The organism is Streptomyces sp. NPDC004732, assembly GCF_040609235.1.
Classification (GTDB): Bacteria; Actinomycetota; Actinomycetes; order Streptomycetales; family Streptomycetaceae; genus Streptomyces.
The window spans coordinates 507337-522402 of the sequence record NZ_JBEXJR010000003.1 but is presented as its reverse complement, the minus strand read 5'-3'; the positions used below and the strand labels follow the sequence as shown (position 1 = coordinate 522402).

General features: G+C 61.8%; 16 protein-coding genes. 10 read left to right on the top strand and 6 right to left on the bottom strand.

What is annotated here, in order from left to right:
• Positions 1 to 8 precede the first annotated feature (8 nt).
• The 6 genes from ABZV77_RS11540 to ABZV77_RS11515 form a co-directional block, all read right to left on the bottom strand.
• On the bottom strand, positions 9 to 908 hold the full coding sequence (locus ABZV77_RS11540; RefSeq protein ID WP_356253745.1) for a hypothetical protein: 900 nt from the start codon (positions 906 to 908) through the stop codon (positions 9 to 11).
• Positions 892 to 2340, bottom strand: a complete 1449-nt coding sequence (locus ABZV77_RS11535; RefSeq protein WP_356253742.1) for a phage portal protein — start codon at positions 2338 to 2340, stop codon at positions 892 to 894. The genes ABZV77_RS11540 and ABZV77_RS11535 overlap by 17 nt, the downstream gene beginning before the upstream one ends.
• Before the next feature lie 15 nt (positions 2341 to 2355).
• Positions 2356 to 3819 carry a terminase gene (locus ABZV77_RS11530; protein ID WP_356253739.1) on the bottom strand — a complete coding sequence of 488 codons (1464 nt, stop codon included), beginning with the start codon at positions 3817 to 3819 and terminating at the stop codon, positions 2356 to 2358.
• Between the two features lie 188 nt (positions 3820 to 4007).
• Positions 4008 to 4718, bottom strand: a complete 711-nt coding sequence (locus ABZV77_RS11525; RefSeq protein WP_356253736.1) for a hypothetical protein — start codon at positions 4716 to 4718, stop codon at positions 4008 to 4010.
• Positions 4718 to 4891, bottom strand: a complete 174-nt coding sequence (locus ABZV77_RS11520; protein WP_356253733.1) for a hypothetical protein — start codon at positions 4889 to 4891, stop codon at positions 4718 to 4720. Before ABZV77_RS11520 ends, ABZV77_RS11525 begins: the two co-directional genes overlap by 1 nt.
• A 230-nt stretch (positions 4892 to 5121) precedes the next feature.
• On the bottom strand, positions 5122 to 5496 hold the full coding sequence (locus ABZV77_RS11515; protein ID WP_356253730.1) for an HNH endonuclease signature motif containing protein: 375 nt from the start codon (positions 5494 to 5496) through the stop codon (positions 5122 to 5124).
• A 2255-nt stretch (positions 5497 to 7751) separates the two neighbouring features.
• Between ABZV77_RS11515 and ABZV77_RS11510 the strand changes: the two genes are divergently transcribed.
• The 10 genes from ABZV77_RS11510 to ABZV77_RS11465 all read left to right on the top strand — a co-directional run bounded on the left by ABZV77_RS11510 (position 7752) and on the right by ABZV77_RS11465 (position 15065).
• Positions 7752 to 8600, top strand: a complete 849-nt coding sequence (locus ABZV77_RS11510) for a hypothetical protein (protein WP_356253727.1) — start codon at positions 7752 to 7754, stop codon at positions 8598 to 8600.
• 453 nt (positions 8601 to 9053) lie between these two features.
• Positions 9054 to 9320 (top strand): hypothetical protein, encoded by a 267-nt coding sequence (locus ABZV77_RS11505; RefSeq protein WP_356253724.1) that lies wholly within the window; start codon positions 9054 to 9056, stop codon positions 9318 to 9320.
• Between the two features lie 560 nt (positions 9321 to 9880).
• A complete protein-coding gene (locus ABZV77_RS11500) occupies positions 9881 to 10441 on the top strand; it encodes an antirestriction protein ArdA (RefSeq protein ID WP_356253721.1) in 561 nt (186 codons plus the stop codon).
• 71 nt (positions 10442 to 10512) lie between these two features.
• Positions 10513 to 10875: a hypothetical protein gene (locus ABZV77_RS11495; RefSeq protein ID WP_356253718.1), complete on the top strand. Its 363-nt coding sequence runs from the start codon at positions 10513 to 10515 to the stop codon at positions 10873 to 10875.
• Between the two features lie 83 nt (positions 10876 to 10958).
• On the top strand, positions 10959 to 11372 hold the full coding sequence (locus ABZV77_RS11490; protein ID WP_356253715.1) for a hypothetical protein: 414 nt from the start codon (positions 10959 to 10961) through the stop codon (positions 11370 to 11372).
• Positions 11373 to 11787: 415 nt separating this feature from the next.
• Complete coding sequence (locus ABZV77_RS11485; protein WP_356253712.1) at positions 11788 to 12318, top strand: hypothetical protein; 531 nt, start codon at positions 11788 to 11790, stop codon at positions 12316 to 12318.
• Positions 12319 to 12394: 76 nt separating this feature from the next.
• Positions 12395 to 13210: a PD-(D/E)XK nuclease family protein gene (locus ABZV77_RS11480; protein WP_356253709.1), complete on the top strand. Its 816-nt coding sequence runs from the start codon at positions 12395 to 12397 to the stop codon at positions 13208 to 13210.
• A gap of 78 nt (positions 13211 to 13288) precedes the next feature.
• Positions 13289 to 13732 (top strand): hypothetical protein, encoded by a 444-nt coding sequence (locus ABZV77_RS11475; RefSeq protein ID WP_356253706.1) that lies wholly within the window; start codon positions 13289 to 13291, stop codon positions 13730 to 13732.
• Between the two features lie 152 nt (positions 13733 to 13884).
• The gene (locus ABZV77_RS11470; protein ID WP_356253703.1) at positions 13885 to 14634 is read left to right on the top strand and encodes an AAA family ATPase; all 750 of its coding nucleotides are present in this window, start codon (positions 13885 to 13887) and stop codon (positions 14632 to 14634) included.
• Positions 14631 to 15065, top strand: a complete 435-nt coding sequence (locus ABZV77_RS11465; RefSeq protein WP_356253700.1) for a hypothetical protein — start codon at positions 14631 to 14633, stop codon at positions 15063 to 15065. Before ABZV77_RS11470 ends, ABZV77_RS11465 begins: the two co-directional genes overlap by 4 nt.
• The last annotated feature ends 1 nt before the right edge of the window (position 15066 follow it).

The following is a 15066-nucleotide window of genomic DNA, read 5'->3' as shown; positions in this document are numbered from 1 at the left end:
CCTTTCAGCTAACGACGTTTCTTGCTTTGCTCCACGGCCTTGCGGAAGTCCCGCATGTCGCCGTTCCAGTTGTTCTTCCAGAACTCAACGGCGTGCTTCACCGCAGCCGGATACTCGTAAGACCTCGTGAAGATCGGCACCGCAGCGCACTGGCAGTTGGGGTGGAACTTGCGAACCTCGTGGTCACCCGCCGAGTGCTTGCTCTTGTAGACAGCCCCTCGCGAGGCGAGCATCAAGCAGAAGTAGCAAGCGCCAGGGTTCGGAACTCGCATGTACGCGAGAGCTTTGCGGTCGTGGTCAACGGCCTCGCTGATCGCTTCCCGGCCCCCGTCCTCCGTGATGCGCTGAGCCTCCCCAGCGATCTGCTTGCCGATGGACTCCAACGTCGCTTCTAGGTCGTCAATCGAGTCCAGGACGGACCGACCGCCAGCACGCTGCTTGCGCTCCTCGCGCTTCATCCGCTGGGCGCCCTTCACGTAGAACGAGGACGCCGTCGTGCGCCAGGAGTGGGCCGCGTCGTACTCCTTCCAAGGAGACGGATCGACCTTCACCGGCTTCACGCTCTGTGTCGTCTTGCTCACTCGCCGGCCTGCGGAGGTGTTGAACTCCTCCCACAACTTCGCGAGCGTCGTGTCCTGCCCAAATGCCGTGCCGTCGTCGACAGTTGCGTCCAGCCAGATCGCACGTTCAAGGCGGTAGTAGGACTGGCCCAGGCGGCGAGACTTCCTTCTCAGCTCGTCCGTCTCTCGGTGCCAGTCGACCACCCATCGGTCAGGGCTCGTCAGTAGCGTGTCCGGCCGCATGTCGTCCCAGCGACGCAGAGTCCGCTCGTAGGCTTCCTTGCCCAAGGCGGCCTGCGCCCGCTGGTAGAACTTCAGGAGCCGATGAGACTCACGCTGCCTGCTCAAGTTCCTTCTCCTTGCTCCGCTCGACCGAGGCGTCCTTCGGCGACTTCACGTCGCCCGCCAGGCGGGCGGCGAACTTGTCGGCCATGCCGTTGATGCCGTCCTGGTCCTCAAGGCGGTCCTTCACGTCAGCGATGTCTGTCTGCGTGAAGCCAGGGATGAACTTCAGGACCACATCGGTCGGAACACCCATCTGCGTCAGCTTCAGAGCAGCGTCGACCGTCTGTGCCATCGAGCGGTTGCCCTTGTCGGCCCACTGGACCTGAACGTCCGGGGCCTCGAAGCCCTTACGGTCACCAGCGATCAGCGCACAGAGCCGGAACACCGACTCCCAGCCCTCTCCGAACGCCTGGCGGTACTCGTCGCACTTCCGCGTGAACGCCGACTCGGCTGCGGCGAGCGCGTCTGCACTCAACTGCACCATGGCGCCCGACATCAGGTAATGCGGCGGGGTCTCAGTGAGGGCACACATGTGCCTCGTCACGAGCTCGATTGCGTGCTGGAAGTCTCCGGTCGGGGCGGAAGGTAGCTGTCCGAACTGGGTCTCAGGGTTGGGGGAGATGAGCATCGTCGACGGGTCGAGAACCGGAGAGATGTAGACCGGCTGGCCGTCCTCGTCGAGAACCGGCATGCCGTACTCGTCGACCTTCTCCATCGGCGCGAGGCCGGTGGCTGTCCGTATCGCGTGACCGGTGTAGTGCTGCGCGATCAACAGACTGAGCCACATCTGGTTCAGCTTGTCCTGGAGCGGGATCAGCGTCTCGACCATGCCGACTGCCCGACCGCGCAGGTCGAGCTTCGGAGCGAAGCGAACGATCGGACACACACCAAGGTTGTGAACCGTCTTCTTGACGACCTTGACCTCGCTGCCGATCAGCAGCTCGTACACGGCCTTGTCGTCGTAGTACCGGACCCGCAGGGGGTTGGTCTCAGATGCCCCGCCCTCACGCTCAACCCAGACCGCGTACATCGGGAACTGGTCGAACAGCGGATCCTCGTAGGCCGCCCACATCTGCATCGGGTGATGGGCTCGCACCTCAGGCTTGCTCGGGTCCTTCGCGCTGGGCAGGACCGACACGTACGCCTGGCCCGACTCGATAGCCGTGCGGTGAACGTACGTCTGCCGCATGTCGAGCCGGTTCTCCTGCCACATCTTCCACTCGGCGGGAGCCCCCTTCTTCCCCGGACGGTGGTAGCCCTCGACCGCGAGCGCGTTCACGGGCGCATCGATCAGGAGCGGAAGAATGTTGTGAGTCGACCGCCTGACCAACTCCCGAAACTCAGGGTTGGCCTTGCGAGGAAGGTAGGGAGACTTCTGGAAGCCGCGAACGTAGCGATCGACGATCTCAAGCCGTTCGTTATCGGTATCGAGGCGTTGAAGACCATGCTTCACGCGGGCTCGAAGCGCTTTGATGCGCGTGTCTGCCGTCTCCATGCACTCTCCCTTGTTCTAGAACCCTCCAACCGTCGTCATCTGTGCAATGCGCTTCGGTGCCTGGTTCAACTTGCCCGCTTCAATGAGCTTGTTGCGGGCGATGTACGCGAGAAGGGACGCCGCATAGGCGTCGACCTTGTACTGAGAATCACGGGAGGCTTTACCGAAGCTCGTCCCGTACTTGTTGTTTCGCTTCTTCGCGTTCTTGAAATGACGCGACAGGCCGAAGTGCCCGTTGTGCTTGATGCGCTGGTTCTCGATGGCACCGACAAGCGCCATGTTCGAGGTCGTGATGGTGGCCTGGTTGCCACGCATGTCGTAGCCACAGGTCGACTTGCCGGAAGCCTTCACGGCGAGGCGGGGACCGTACTCCTCGGACCACTTGTCGACGTACGACTCCAGGAAGGCGACGTCGCTGAAGAACGCCTCGACCTTGTAGTTGGCGAAAGCCCAGTCGACCATGTCCGAGACTGCGTCATGATCGACCTTCCAGTTCTTCGCCTCCGGCCCGTCAGGGGCCTCCCACAAGGCGATGGGGTGGATGAACGAGTCACGGAGCCTGAGAGCCACCAGGCAAGTCGCATCGTCCGATACGCCGCCGTCCAGGCCGAGCGTGATGCGGTCTCCGCGCTTGAGCTCCAGGCCCTCGACGAAGCACGCCTCGTACGACACCGGATCGATCAGAGCGTCACCGGCCGCGGTGACCAAGTTGCAGTACTTCCGCAGCACTTCGTCGTGCGTGATCACGCCCGAGTAGCACTGGTCAATGATCGTGTCGATGTCCGCCCAGAAGCAGTCGTCGTACGCGGCCGTCACAGCCGCCCGCAGGGCCGCCTCGTCCTCGATGTCGAAGTCCGGGTCGGCCGAGATGGCGTCGTAGTACAGGCCCGTGCGCTTCTGGCGACCGTCCTGCTGCCGCTGCCAGGCGACGTGCATCCGCTCCGCTACCGACTCCTCGCCCACGACGTAGGCGTTGGTCGCGCAGAACAGGCGGCCGCCGACCTTGGCGGCGTTGGCAGTGATCGTGTTGAACACGTTCACCATGCCGTTGGACTCGTTCCAGTGCCACGTCTCGTCCGCAAAAAGAGCCGATGGGCGGGCGCCCTCCGCAGAACGGAAGCTCGCCGTCTTCGCCTCCAGGAGGCAGAAGCGTCCGTCGGGCTGGTATGCGTGGTAGCGCTCCTGGCCCGGGTCGATCTGGTACTTCTCCTTGGCGTGATCGTTGAAGAGGCTGTGGAGCGTCAGCGTGACGTTCTTGACCTGGTCGATGTTCGTGGCGAAGAGCTGGACCCAGGACTCGTCAGCGGGCTTGCCGACGACCTTGCCGTCCTCGTCGAAGCGGTCGAACCGGACCGGCCCCAGGAACTCGATGGCGGCGAGCGTCGCGAAGAACGGACCCTTACCGGTGCCCTTGGCGAGCTGAAGCACCATCTGGTTCCAGATGAACTTCCCGTGCTCGTCTATCTCGTACAGGCGCAAGACGCGCTTGATCTGCGACGGCGTGAACTTCCACGAGGACCTGAAGTGCTCTGCCGACCAACGAAGAATCTCCCAGCCGAGCGTCCGATGCTCGCACTGGGAGATGCCGAAGGTCTCGCATGAAGGACACTGCGGAACGCGGTCTGGGACCGTGCGGACCTGTCTCACGTTCCGCCTCCTTCCGCTCGTTAGACAACGGAGGCGTACGCCTCCATGAGATTGGTGATGTGCTCGTCCATCTCGTTGGACTCGACCTTGGTCAGCTCCATCTGAGCGATCCGGCGAGACGCCTCGGTGGCGAGCAGCAGCGTGCAGCCCTTCATGACCACATCGAGGAGACGACCGGACATCTTCAGCCCGGCGCCCAGGTAGCGAGTGATGACCTCCGCCATGTAGTAGGCGAAGGCGACGTCAGTCGACTGGTAGAAGGCGGCCTGGCCGGAGCGCTGAAGGCTCTCGTACCAATCCGCGGCGAGGTCGGCCCAGTACTCCTCAGGCTCGGGCCAGGAGAGGCCCTCAGGCTTCTCCAGCTCGACGCGCACGCGGCGCCTGGTGGCCTCCGTCGTGAGGAACTCCTCCAGGCCCTTGATGACCGACGCAGCCATGTCCATGGACACGCGGTCCTCGTAGCGGAGGAGCGAGGCCGACGCCGACTCGATGACGATGCGGAGCGTCGCCCAGTCCGACGGCTCGTAGAGGTAGCTCTGAGCGGACTCCGAGAACGAGCGGTACAGGAGCTGCGCGGCCGGGTGCCAGGACGGGTTGTAGTTGTCCTCGCGGGCCGCGACGTTCGCGTACGTCTGCTTGCTGACCTTCACCGTCTCGACCGGATCGGCGTTGCGTCGCCGTCGAGCCTCAGGGGCCTTCGGAGCAGGTCCGCTGAACCCGTTGCGGGCCATCAGGCCACCTTCCAGTACGAAGAGCCGTCAAGCGCTTCCTCGTCGTCCAGTACGTCTTCCCAGTCGGCAAGCAGCTCGTCGAACTCGCGCGTCTTCTGAAGATCGGCACGCTGACGACGACCAGCTCGTTCCTCGAACGAAGACGGTCGCTTATTCCATGCCTTACGAGGCATCGCTCATCACTTTCAAATCCTTAGATTCGGCGGGAAGCCGCCTGGAGCGCATTCTCGCTACAACAGGCGGCCTCAACCGCAACCAAAAGACCCGCAGGGATCGTCTGACGAACTCAATCCGGAGTCCCAGCGCGGTCGGCTTAGGTGAGAGATTGTTTCTCCCTCTCTTATATAGAGTGGCCTCACGGCCCTTCCTGTGACCCCATAAGAGTGTGAGCCGGCCCACATATTCAGATAGCGCCCAAAGTGCGCTTCCGATTCGTCGATAGAGACGCCTTACGCCGCTTCTCACGCTTCGCGTCGGCAGCTTCCTGAGCCGATTTCTGGTCATGGTGGAACTTGCAGAGGATCTGAAGGTTCTGAAGATCGCTCGTGCCGCCAAGGTGGTGCGGCCTGATGTGGTCGACCGCAGCTCCAGGAGCAAGGCACGGTGCGTCGATGTCGTACCGGTGGTGCTGGCAGAGGCCCGCGGCCCGCTTCCAGGCGATAGGGCGGTTGATGTGCCACTGGCGACCGAGGCCCTGACGCTCACCGGAGCGAGAACCCCAGCGGTGCGACGGTGCTGAGACTTTCCCACCCTCGAAGGTGGGTCGAGCATCGGTCACTGATCCTCCGGTTAGTTAGTTTGGTAGTTTGATCGGCCACTCCAAAGTGGCCATCGGTATCAAAGTCGATTCACACGATTACGACGACCGAAGGAAGGAGTAATCGTTCGATCAGCGCTTTAGGCGCTGTCAATATCGATATCGAATCGAGCGGCCTTTAAGGGCCGCTTGTTGTCGTGCGCCTACGGCGCTCGTGCGGCGAAGCCGCTCGGACTCGCGCTGCGTCGGCTAGCGCCTCCTGGCGCTCGTGAAACTCGCTTCCTCTTACATAGAGGGGCCTCAGCCATAGGGGGCGAGGCCGCGGTACCAGAAAGAGTGATGCGGGTCACTGGCCGGCATGGACCCCAACGTCCTGACCTGCGATGATGCGATCCATCGGTTGACCTGCGGTGATGTCAGTCGCTGACGGCTAATCCGTCGAAGCCAACGTCAGTGGATTAGGGCTGCTGACAGTCGGTGAACCTATGCCCACTCCACGTCTCCAGACCCGTACGCGATCTGAGCCGCTATGACGCCCCGGCCGAGAAGAATTGGTGTTTTCCCTGACCCCCCATCTATCCCCTTCGTTTCGTTTTGATTGAATTGTTTTCGTCGCACTTAAACCAAACGTTGAAACAATTTCGTTGAACAAAATGTTTTGATTAAAAAGAAACAGAAAGAAAAACAAACAACAAAACAATTTGCTTTTGATTCAATCAATCACCTATGCACCCTCCCCCTCTCACCCCTCTACCTATGCACCCATGCACTTAGCTATGCATGCATACGCACACGTTGCACTGTCAATAGTTCAATGCATCAAGCCTTCAATGCATATGTCTTTGTATCGCACACCTTTAATCACGCATGTGTTCACGCTCACATCTACGGCTGTGCACAGTCCTTGTCTCACCTTGTCCCCTATATGCACGCGCGAGATGCGTGCTTGACATCCACCTAGACGCATGCGACTGTTGAGACAGAACGAAGGAAGCGCAGCAAACGGAGAACACGCGATGAACTGCACGATCTGTCTCACGTGGCACATGACGGTCAAAGCCCAGTACGTAGCCGCAGAGTGGGGCTACCAGCGGAACGTACCGATCTGCGAGACCTGCAAGCGTCGTTGGATCGGGGAGATCATGACCATGGCTGAGTACGAGGATCTGATGTGGGCCGAAGCTGTAGAGGCTGTAGCGGCAGACCAGGCGGCATGCGCAGATGACTCATACGGGGACGGATGGACGTGCGTTGGGCACGTGCGATACAGCCTCTGTGACCGACACAGGGAGATGCGGCAGCTTCGCAAGTCCACGGGAGCGGTAACCCTGCACAAGCGGGCGCAGACGGCGGCAGAGGCGAAATGGCAGCGTCGCATGCGGTACCTGAGTGGCAGGCTGCGAAACAACGACCTTGACACTCTGGCCGATACGTTCGCCTACTCTGCGGCATAGGACTTCACAACCACCCTGATAGGCTGGACATCCACCATGCGTAAGAAACTCCTTACCGTCATCGCTACAGCGGCAGCGTGCATCGGGCTTGTGTGCGTCTCTCCAGGGGCCGCGAGTGAGGCACGGCCGGATACAGCGGACGTCATGAACGAAGCGCTTACGGGTGCTGCGGACGCGATCGGTAAGCACGTGCGGGCAGAGTGCGGGAACGGGCCCGAAGCGTGTAACCGAGTGCTTGACGACGTCAACGGGACTTACCGCATGACGTGGGGCGGGGACGACTTCCCGGTTGAGTTCATGGAAGACGGATCATGGGCGATTGAGGAACAAGAGGACCGATGATGTTGGACCTAGTGCGGCAGATCATCGCGGAGCATGACCAGAGGCAGCGTGATCATGTCCAGTGCTACGCGGAGAACGTTCCTAGCTATGACCCTGCGTACAACGATGCTGCGGGCGGGGCGGACACAGATGATCTAGACGAGTTGCAGACGGATGCGACATGGGAAGACGCCGAGTATCTGCGGGACGTCATCGAACGGCTGAGGGAGAAAGCGGCATGCGTAGCTACACCATCTGGATCCGTCGTGACTGGACCGGAGCGAGTCACGGGGAGTGCATCGTCGTGGCCTCTGTACCCGGTCATGCGCTCGCGGAGCGCATCATGACCAGCATCGGGGAACAGTACGGGGATGACACTCTCTGGATAGAAGCTGACTAGAACGCACTGTGACCCAGCTCACTGGCTTCTAGCTTTACATCCACCTAGAACACGCATAGAGTCGTAGACGTAAGCAGGAAGAACGGAACGGAGCAAAACCCATGAACGCCACGGCCGTAACCACTCAGACGGAAAGCATTCTGGACCGGTACCCCTACGGAATGCGGGCATGGGACCTTATCGACTGGCTCGGAGAGGAGACGGGCGGGGAATGGGCGTTGGTTCTGGACGGCACGGATGAGCCTTTGGAGGACTGCACCGACAACGAACTGAACGGCCACACGTGCCAGGCAGCGATACACCACAGCAACTTTAATCAGGCGTTCTACCTCATGCGGGAGTCGTCTGGCGACGGTCACGGACACGACACGGACAAGGTTGTGCAGTGGGGCGAGTACATCGTGTACCGCAGCGATGTTGACTCGCTTCGGGAGTGCGCGGAAGAGATCAGCAGGGCCCTGTCTGACTACCCGATGCTTGACGATATGCGTTGCTCGGAACTCGAAGACGAATACCTTCACGAAAACCTGAGTAGCTGGGAGTGCCGCAACCTTCCCGATGGTGTCGACGTGGGCGACGTTATCGAGTGGGGCCACGACATGGGCCTTAGCTCTTGCACGGGGTGTTCTTCGTGGGATGCGGACGAAATCCTTGGTAGCCAGGGTTACGAGCCTTGCTCGGACTGCAACGACTACGTCACCCCGGGGGATTGCCGTACGGGCGAGCCTCTGTGTGCCGAGTGCGCAGAGTTCTACGTGCGCGGGGAGGACGTAGAACCGGACGTGTACGACCGATACGTACGGGACTACGCCACGAACCAGGGTGCCGCGTACCGGGCGGACCTTGACGCGCTCATTGATGGTGAGCCGCTGGATATGGCCGTACGACGGGCCTACGCGGAAGCGTTCCGCAAGGAACTGGAGGCCGCAGGACAGATGACCCTTATCTAGGTCCCGCACTTAACATCCACCTGAATGCGTCGGGGGATTCGGTGCCTTAACCCAGGGGGTGCGTAGGCCGGTCATCGGTAAGCGCGCTAATGGACAGGGGTTAGGGCTCCCAATCTCCCGAACGAGGAAAGGAGCAAGCGACATGTACGACGTGACCACCGTGTCGGACACCTACGGGCGCAAGAGTCGGGGAGTCTTCACAACGGATGGGCCCGGATTCCATAACCCCAACTTCCGTCACCACGTGGCCATTTGGGACGACGGAACGGCAACGCTCTTTCCGGTTGCTGGGGTGATCAGTCGTCACCCGCTAGACCACCCCCCGGTTTACGGGCCGATCCGGTGCGGCGACGTGATCAGGGTGGACGGGCGCCGGTATGAGGTAGTCGGGCGCCGCAAGATGGCAAACAACCCCCTGTTGCGACCCCTTGACGAGACGGACGGAGCGAGCGCGTGAGGATGTACGACGGCGGGATTCTGGGTCTTGCCTACGCCGACCAAATCGGCAGAACCCTGGGGGAGATAGACGCGGGTATTGAGGCGGTAGATGAGTGGCAGGAAGCGAACCCGCACGTAGCGGACTACAGGGTGAACGAAGCGCTAGCGGCGCTCCGGAAAGCCCGGTACGCGCTAGGCCACGTCCAGATGGGGACGCACTACCCCGAGTGGGAAGCGGCCCGACGGAGGGCAGTCAAGACCATGGGCCTGGACCAGGACTAAAGGCCATGCCGGCCGCGGGGCCAAAGTCCCGAACGAAGAGAGGGTGGTAACCGGGATGTACGACTACACAGTTACGAGCGTCGACGCCGACGGACGCATTGACGTTGGGGAGTACGGCACTCAGTTCGGGACTCCGCAGGAAGCATCGGACGCGGTAGCGCGACGCATGGCACGGAACCCGTGGGCGGTGTTCGGGAACGTCCGGCGCATCGTCGGGGACCCGGAGGACCCCGGCGCGATGAAAGTCCGCGAGTGGACCGTATGGGCGTTCTCTGTATCGCCGCAGCGTGGCACATAAAGGGTGTGGCCTGGTTCACCGTGAACTAACTTGACACCCACCTAGAAAACCACGTAACTTTCTACATATCAGCGGGAAACGCGACAGGGGCCCGGAAGGGGCGGCAGTCAGCCGCTAGCCACTAGCCAGAGTGCAAAGCCTGGCACGGGTACAGGGCCCCGAGGGAACAAACCACTACTCGAAACCGGTTCGTTGCTACAACCCTCGGGGTCATCTTCTTACTCCCCACTTGTCAGCCACCTAGAAACTGGGAGACACCATCATGACCGCCACCATCTACGTTGCGAGCCTCACGGACTACAACGCGGGAGAGCTGCACGGCGAGTGGATCGATGCGAACCAGGACCCGGGCGCGATCATGGCAGAGGTCGAAAGCATGCTCACCCTGTCGCCGACCGCCAAGGCTGAGGGGTGCACGGCTGAGGAGTGGGCCATTCACGACTACGACGGGTTTGGGGAGCTTCGACTCAGCGAGTGGGAGACCTTCGAGGACGTCGCCAAGTTCGCCGAACTGGTGGACAGTCACGGGGCCTTCCTGGTGGAGCACTTCCGCAACGAGGCGGACGACGTAGACGAGATCGAGGACATGATCAGCGAGCGCCTGGCGGAGACGGTCGAAGACTGCTGGGGCGACGAAGAGGACGCCATTGCGGAACACATCCTCAGCCTGATGGATGACGGCTGTTTCTCTGACCTCCCCGAGTGGGCTGAGATGTACCGCGATCGCATCGCGGAAGGCATGGCGCGTGACGCACGGTGCGGCGGCGAAATGTTCGGACTGTACGAGGGTGGGGGGACCTGGCACATTCTTCGCTCTTTCTAACTGACAACCACCTAGAAGTAACGACGAAAGGCCCTACCGTGAGCACCTTGGTTGCCGACAAATTAGGCCCCATGACGAACAAGTACAGCGCCCCTCAGTGGGGCCCCCGGGCGGACATCATGAAGACGCACAACGCTGCCAGTACGGGAGCGATGGGCGCGGGAGCCGCAGCAGCGGCCACCGGCGCGGCAGTTGGAACCGTAGGGATTGCCGGAGTCGTGGGCGGGCTCTTCATGGTCGTGATCGGCGGGATCATGTGCCTGACCCTGATCCTCCTTCCCTTTGGAATCCCCCTGGTCATGGCTGGCATAGCGGCCATGGGCGGCGGTGCAGCCGCCACAGCGGGCGGCGCGGCCATGGGGGTAACCGGGGCGGCCGGTATGGCCGCTGGTGCCTCGCAGCGTGACGTATGGGTGAAGGCCCCTCAAAAGTAAGACCAGGAACCGGAGTTACCGAGCCGGCCTGGATGACCACCCCTGGTAACCGGAGTAGAGCAGTGATCATCAACCCGACCGCAATGCAGCTGTCTGACATGTGGTGGAAGGCCAAAGACTCCGGGCTTACGCTCGTGATCCTGGCGACGTCCCCGGACGGCGAGGAGATCGCGGGGGACGTGACCCATCGCGGGTCCATGATGCGGGTCTACGACCCGGAGACCGGTCGAGCTCGGGCGGACGTACAGAACGCGTGGGTGTACTCCGCGACGCTCGTAGCGCGCGGCGTGGACGGGTACGGGCACGCTACGGACTACGACCGTAAGGCGGCGCTGTGGGGACAGCTCACGGCCGTTCTGAACGCCCTTGAGGAAGCCGGGGAGGCTCCCGACCCGGTACAGCTCCTGGTCGACGGCAAGCGGCGCCACATGATCGCGGGCATCAATCACCACTGCATGAACCGGGGTGGCATCTGGATAGACACCCCGGCAGTCTGACGAGAGGCGCAGAGGACGTGAAGAGCATCGTTTCCGGGGCGTTCGCGCTGGCCGCATGGGCAGGTCTGCTGATCATGTTCGAGACCGTGCGATACGCCATGGCCGCGATAGTGCTACTCGGCTTGGCAGTGGTAGCTGGGGACCTTCGGAAGAAGGCGGCCATGCGCAAAGCGGGCCACTAGGGGGCCCGGAGCATGAGGGCGGCAGACCCTACGCAGTGTACGGAAGACGTATGAAGGGGTCGACCGTTAACGGGTGCAGCTTTACAGCCACCTTATTCGGGAGCTAGCCAGAGTGACCGGATGTAATTTGACAACCACCAGCCAAAAATGCAAATCTGTAAGCACCTCGGGGGTTCGAGGAGTTGGGGACGAGAGCAAGTTGACAGCCACATGAAGGTGGTAGGTTAGAGATCATGAGTGAGACACGGCAACAGACGATCGATCGATTGCAGAGGGAAGGGGTCAGTCCGGCGAACATCAAGACGCTTCGGACGCTGGACCCGCCGATGCCGGTCGCCGAGATCGCCAGACTGTACGGGATCACCCGCCAGGGCGTGTACCACCACATCAAGGGCGACAAGCAGCAGCTTTCCCAGCCCAACAAGGAAGCGGTAAAGAAGCTCCGCCCCTTCTCAGTCCCGGCCCCTCAGCAGAAGTGCGGCGTGTACAACATGCTCTCCGCTCAGCTTGAATACCGGCTGGACCCCAAGGGGCTCAGCGCGTACCAGACCGGTCGTTTGAAGAGCTGGTGGAAGAATCTGGCCGTGACGCGGAATCTGATCATCGTCCACGACCCGGATCAGGAGCCCAACGACCTCGCGAGGTGCGGTGGTTGGCGGTATGAGAAGCGCATGCCGACCGACGGGGACATGGTGGTCCGTCCGCACGGCGAGGTGACGGACGAGCAGCGTAAGGCGCTCTCTGTGGACTTCGACAGCCTGTAGCAAGCAGCCCCCGGTATCCGGGGGTTAGCTTAGGACTCGCGCTTTACACCCACCAAGAGTATGTTAGGTTCTAGTGATGGATGACAAGACTGAGAAGCGGCTAGCGGACTACGCAACCCGGCCCCGGTCCGTGAGCCAGGCCAAGCAGTATGACCAGTGCCCCTACGGGTACTACCTGGCCCGGATCAAGCGGGAACCTGAGCTGCAAGCCGCATGGCTGGGTCACGGTGTCGCCGTCCACGCTGCGGCCGAAGCCTGGGAGAAGTCGGGCCGGTCGCTGGGACTGGAAGGCGCACAGGAAGTCTTCAAGGGTGAGTACGCCAAGATGGCGAACCGCGGCCTTGAGGCGGAGCCGAACGAGACCGGATGGCAGGCCAGCGGCCCGTATACGGGATTCGTGGACCTGGAACGGCGCTGGGGCCTGGGGCTCGACCAGGTTCGCAAGTACCTGGACTGGTACGAGGCCAACCCGGATCAGGTCATCTGGAAGGACGCTGAAGGTAAAGCGGCCATCGAGTTGAAGTTCGACCTAGACCTAGACGGGGTGCAGGTCATCGGCTTCATTGACCAGGTAATCGAGACCAAGAAGAACGGTCCCCGGGCCAGGGATATCAAGACTGGCGTCATACCTAAGGCTGACGACACGTTCCAGCTTGATACGTACGCCCTAGCCATGAAGGACCAGTACGGTATTTCCTGCGAGACAGGGGACTTCTGGTCAGGAAAGACGGGCAGACCGTCCCGAGCCCGCAAACTTTCCGCCTCACGGGATCAAATCGTGGAGGTCTTTAAGACCATGGACGAGGGAGTAAAGGCCCAGGACTTTCGACCCAAGCCGGGAGAGGCTTGTGGCAGGTGTCCAGTGCAGAGAAGTTGTACCTACGGCGTATGAAACCGGACTCCAAGAAGTCCTACACTCAGCACGGCAAAGCGCAATAAAAGCTCCGGCAAAGAGGAAGAGTTACCACACATGATCCACGAGTTCGCCCACCTCATTCCCGACAACGGCGACGCGGACGAGGCCGGTGACATCGCGCGAGAGAACGTCTCGGACGCTGACGCGTACGCCACACGGGGAGACGTTGCGGAAGCTGCTGGACGGATGATCAGCGCCAACGAGGAGACGATCAAGGACTACGTGGAGGAGCAGCTCCAGGAGACGAGGGACTTCCTGACGGAGAACGGCGTCGTAGACCCCAGGGCCCTCGCGGGGGTGCAGGTAGCCATTGACATCTCGATGAAAGAGCGGGACGAGTTGAGGGCGCACGACGAGATGGCGCAGAAGGAGCGGAAGATTCTTCGCGGGAAGATCGCCGACCAGTCCAAAGTGATCATGGAGTTTCGTCAGGAGATGCGGGAGCTGCGTTCCCTGGTACAGCAACTCGTTCCCAGGCCAATATCGGACGCTCTGTAACTGACATCCACCTAGACGGAACGCACCAAGGCAAGCAAGTTGCATCGTAGGTATCTACGGGACAGAAAGGAGGTCGAGCAGTGTTCACCTTGAGTCAGTCAATCCGCGCTAAGGGTGATGCGGGTGACCCTCTTCCAGAAGCATTCAAGAGTATGTCTCGACTAGGAACAAAGTACCTGCGGGGACAACTCTCCCTGACGGTGGCCGGTGGAGGCACAGGAAAGAGCGCGTACACACTGGCACGCATCCTGAACGCAGAGACACCGATTCCCTGCATCTACTTCAGCGCAGACTCAAGCGCAGACATCCAGCTCTCACGGGCAATCTCGATGCTGACCGGCATAGAGATGGCGGAGTCGATGAAGGCCGTACGGAAGAACAACGTGGGCCCGTACGCGGAGGTCCTGAACCGGCACCCGGTCCGCTTCAACTACGACGCAGCCCCGAGCATCGACGACGTTGAGCGCGTGGTGGCCGCCTGGTACGAGCTGTACGGCGAGGACGCCCACATGATCGTACTGGACAACATCACCAACATCAGGGGCGGGACGGCCGCCAACGACGAGGACCCGTTTGGAGGGCTCGAAGCCCTCATGGACTGGGCGAACGACATGGCCCGCACGACGGGCGCGCACGTGGCCGGACTGCACCACACGACAGGCCCTCACAACGACGGCAACAGCCCCATCCCGATGTCGGGAGTGAAGGGCCAGATCACCCGAGTTCCGGCCCTGGTGCTGACGCTCCACAAGCCGGACGAGAACACCCTCGCAGTGTCGACCGTGAAGAACAGGGCCGGACGCAGCGACCCCAGCGGAGGCACCTTCGTGGAGCTGGAGTTCGAGGGCAGCACGATGCAGTTCCGGGACGACGCGTTCAGCACCGCGGAGTTCGCGTCATGACCTTTGGAAGGGCGTTCGCGGCCCTCTGTGTCGGCCTCGCCGTACTGGTCGCGGGGATATACGTCACCGTGGAGAAGGACATCGAGCAGCGGGACCGAGACAGACGGGTCATGGCACTGCCCAACCTGACCATCCCGCACGCACCGGCCGGTGACGTTCACCGCCAGGCCGACCAGGCCGCCGAGGCTGCGGCCGAGGAGAAGCGCCAGAACGACGCCGAGGAAGCCCGCAAGAAGCGGGAGGCTCCCAAGCCTCAGCCCAAGCCCGTGAAGCCCGCAGTCGAGGCCCCAGCCCCCAAGCCGGAGCCCGCACCGCTACCGACGGTCTTCCCTGCCCCTGTAGGAACCCCCGAGTTCGCGGAGTGGTTCAAGAACGCCACCCCCGCCGAGCTGTGCGCAACCGGCCTCCAGGCCGCGTGCGAAAGGAGCTGAC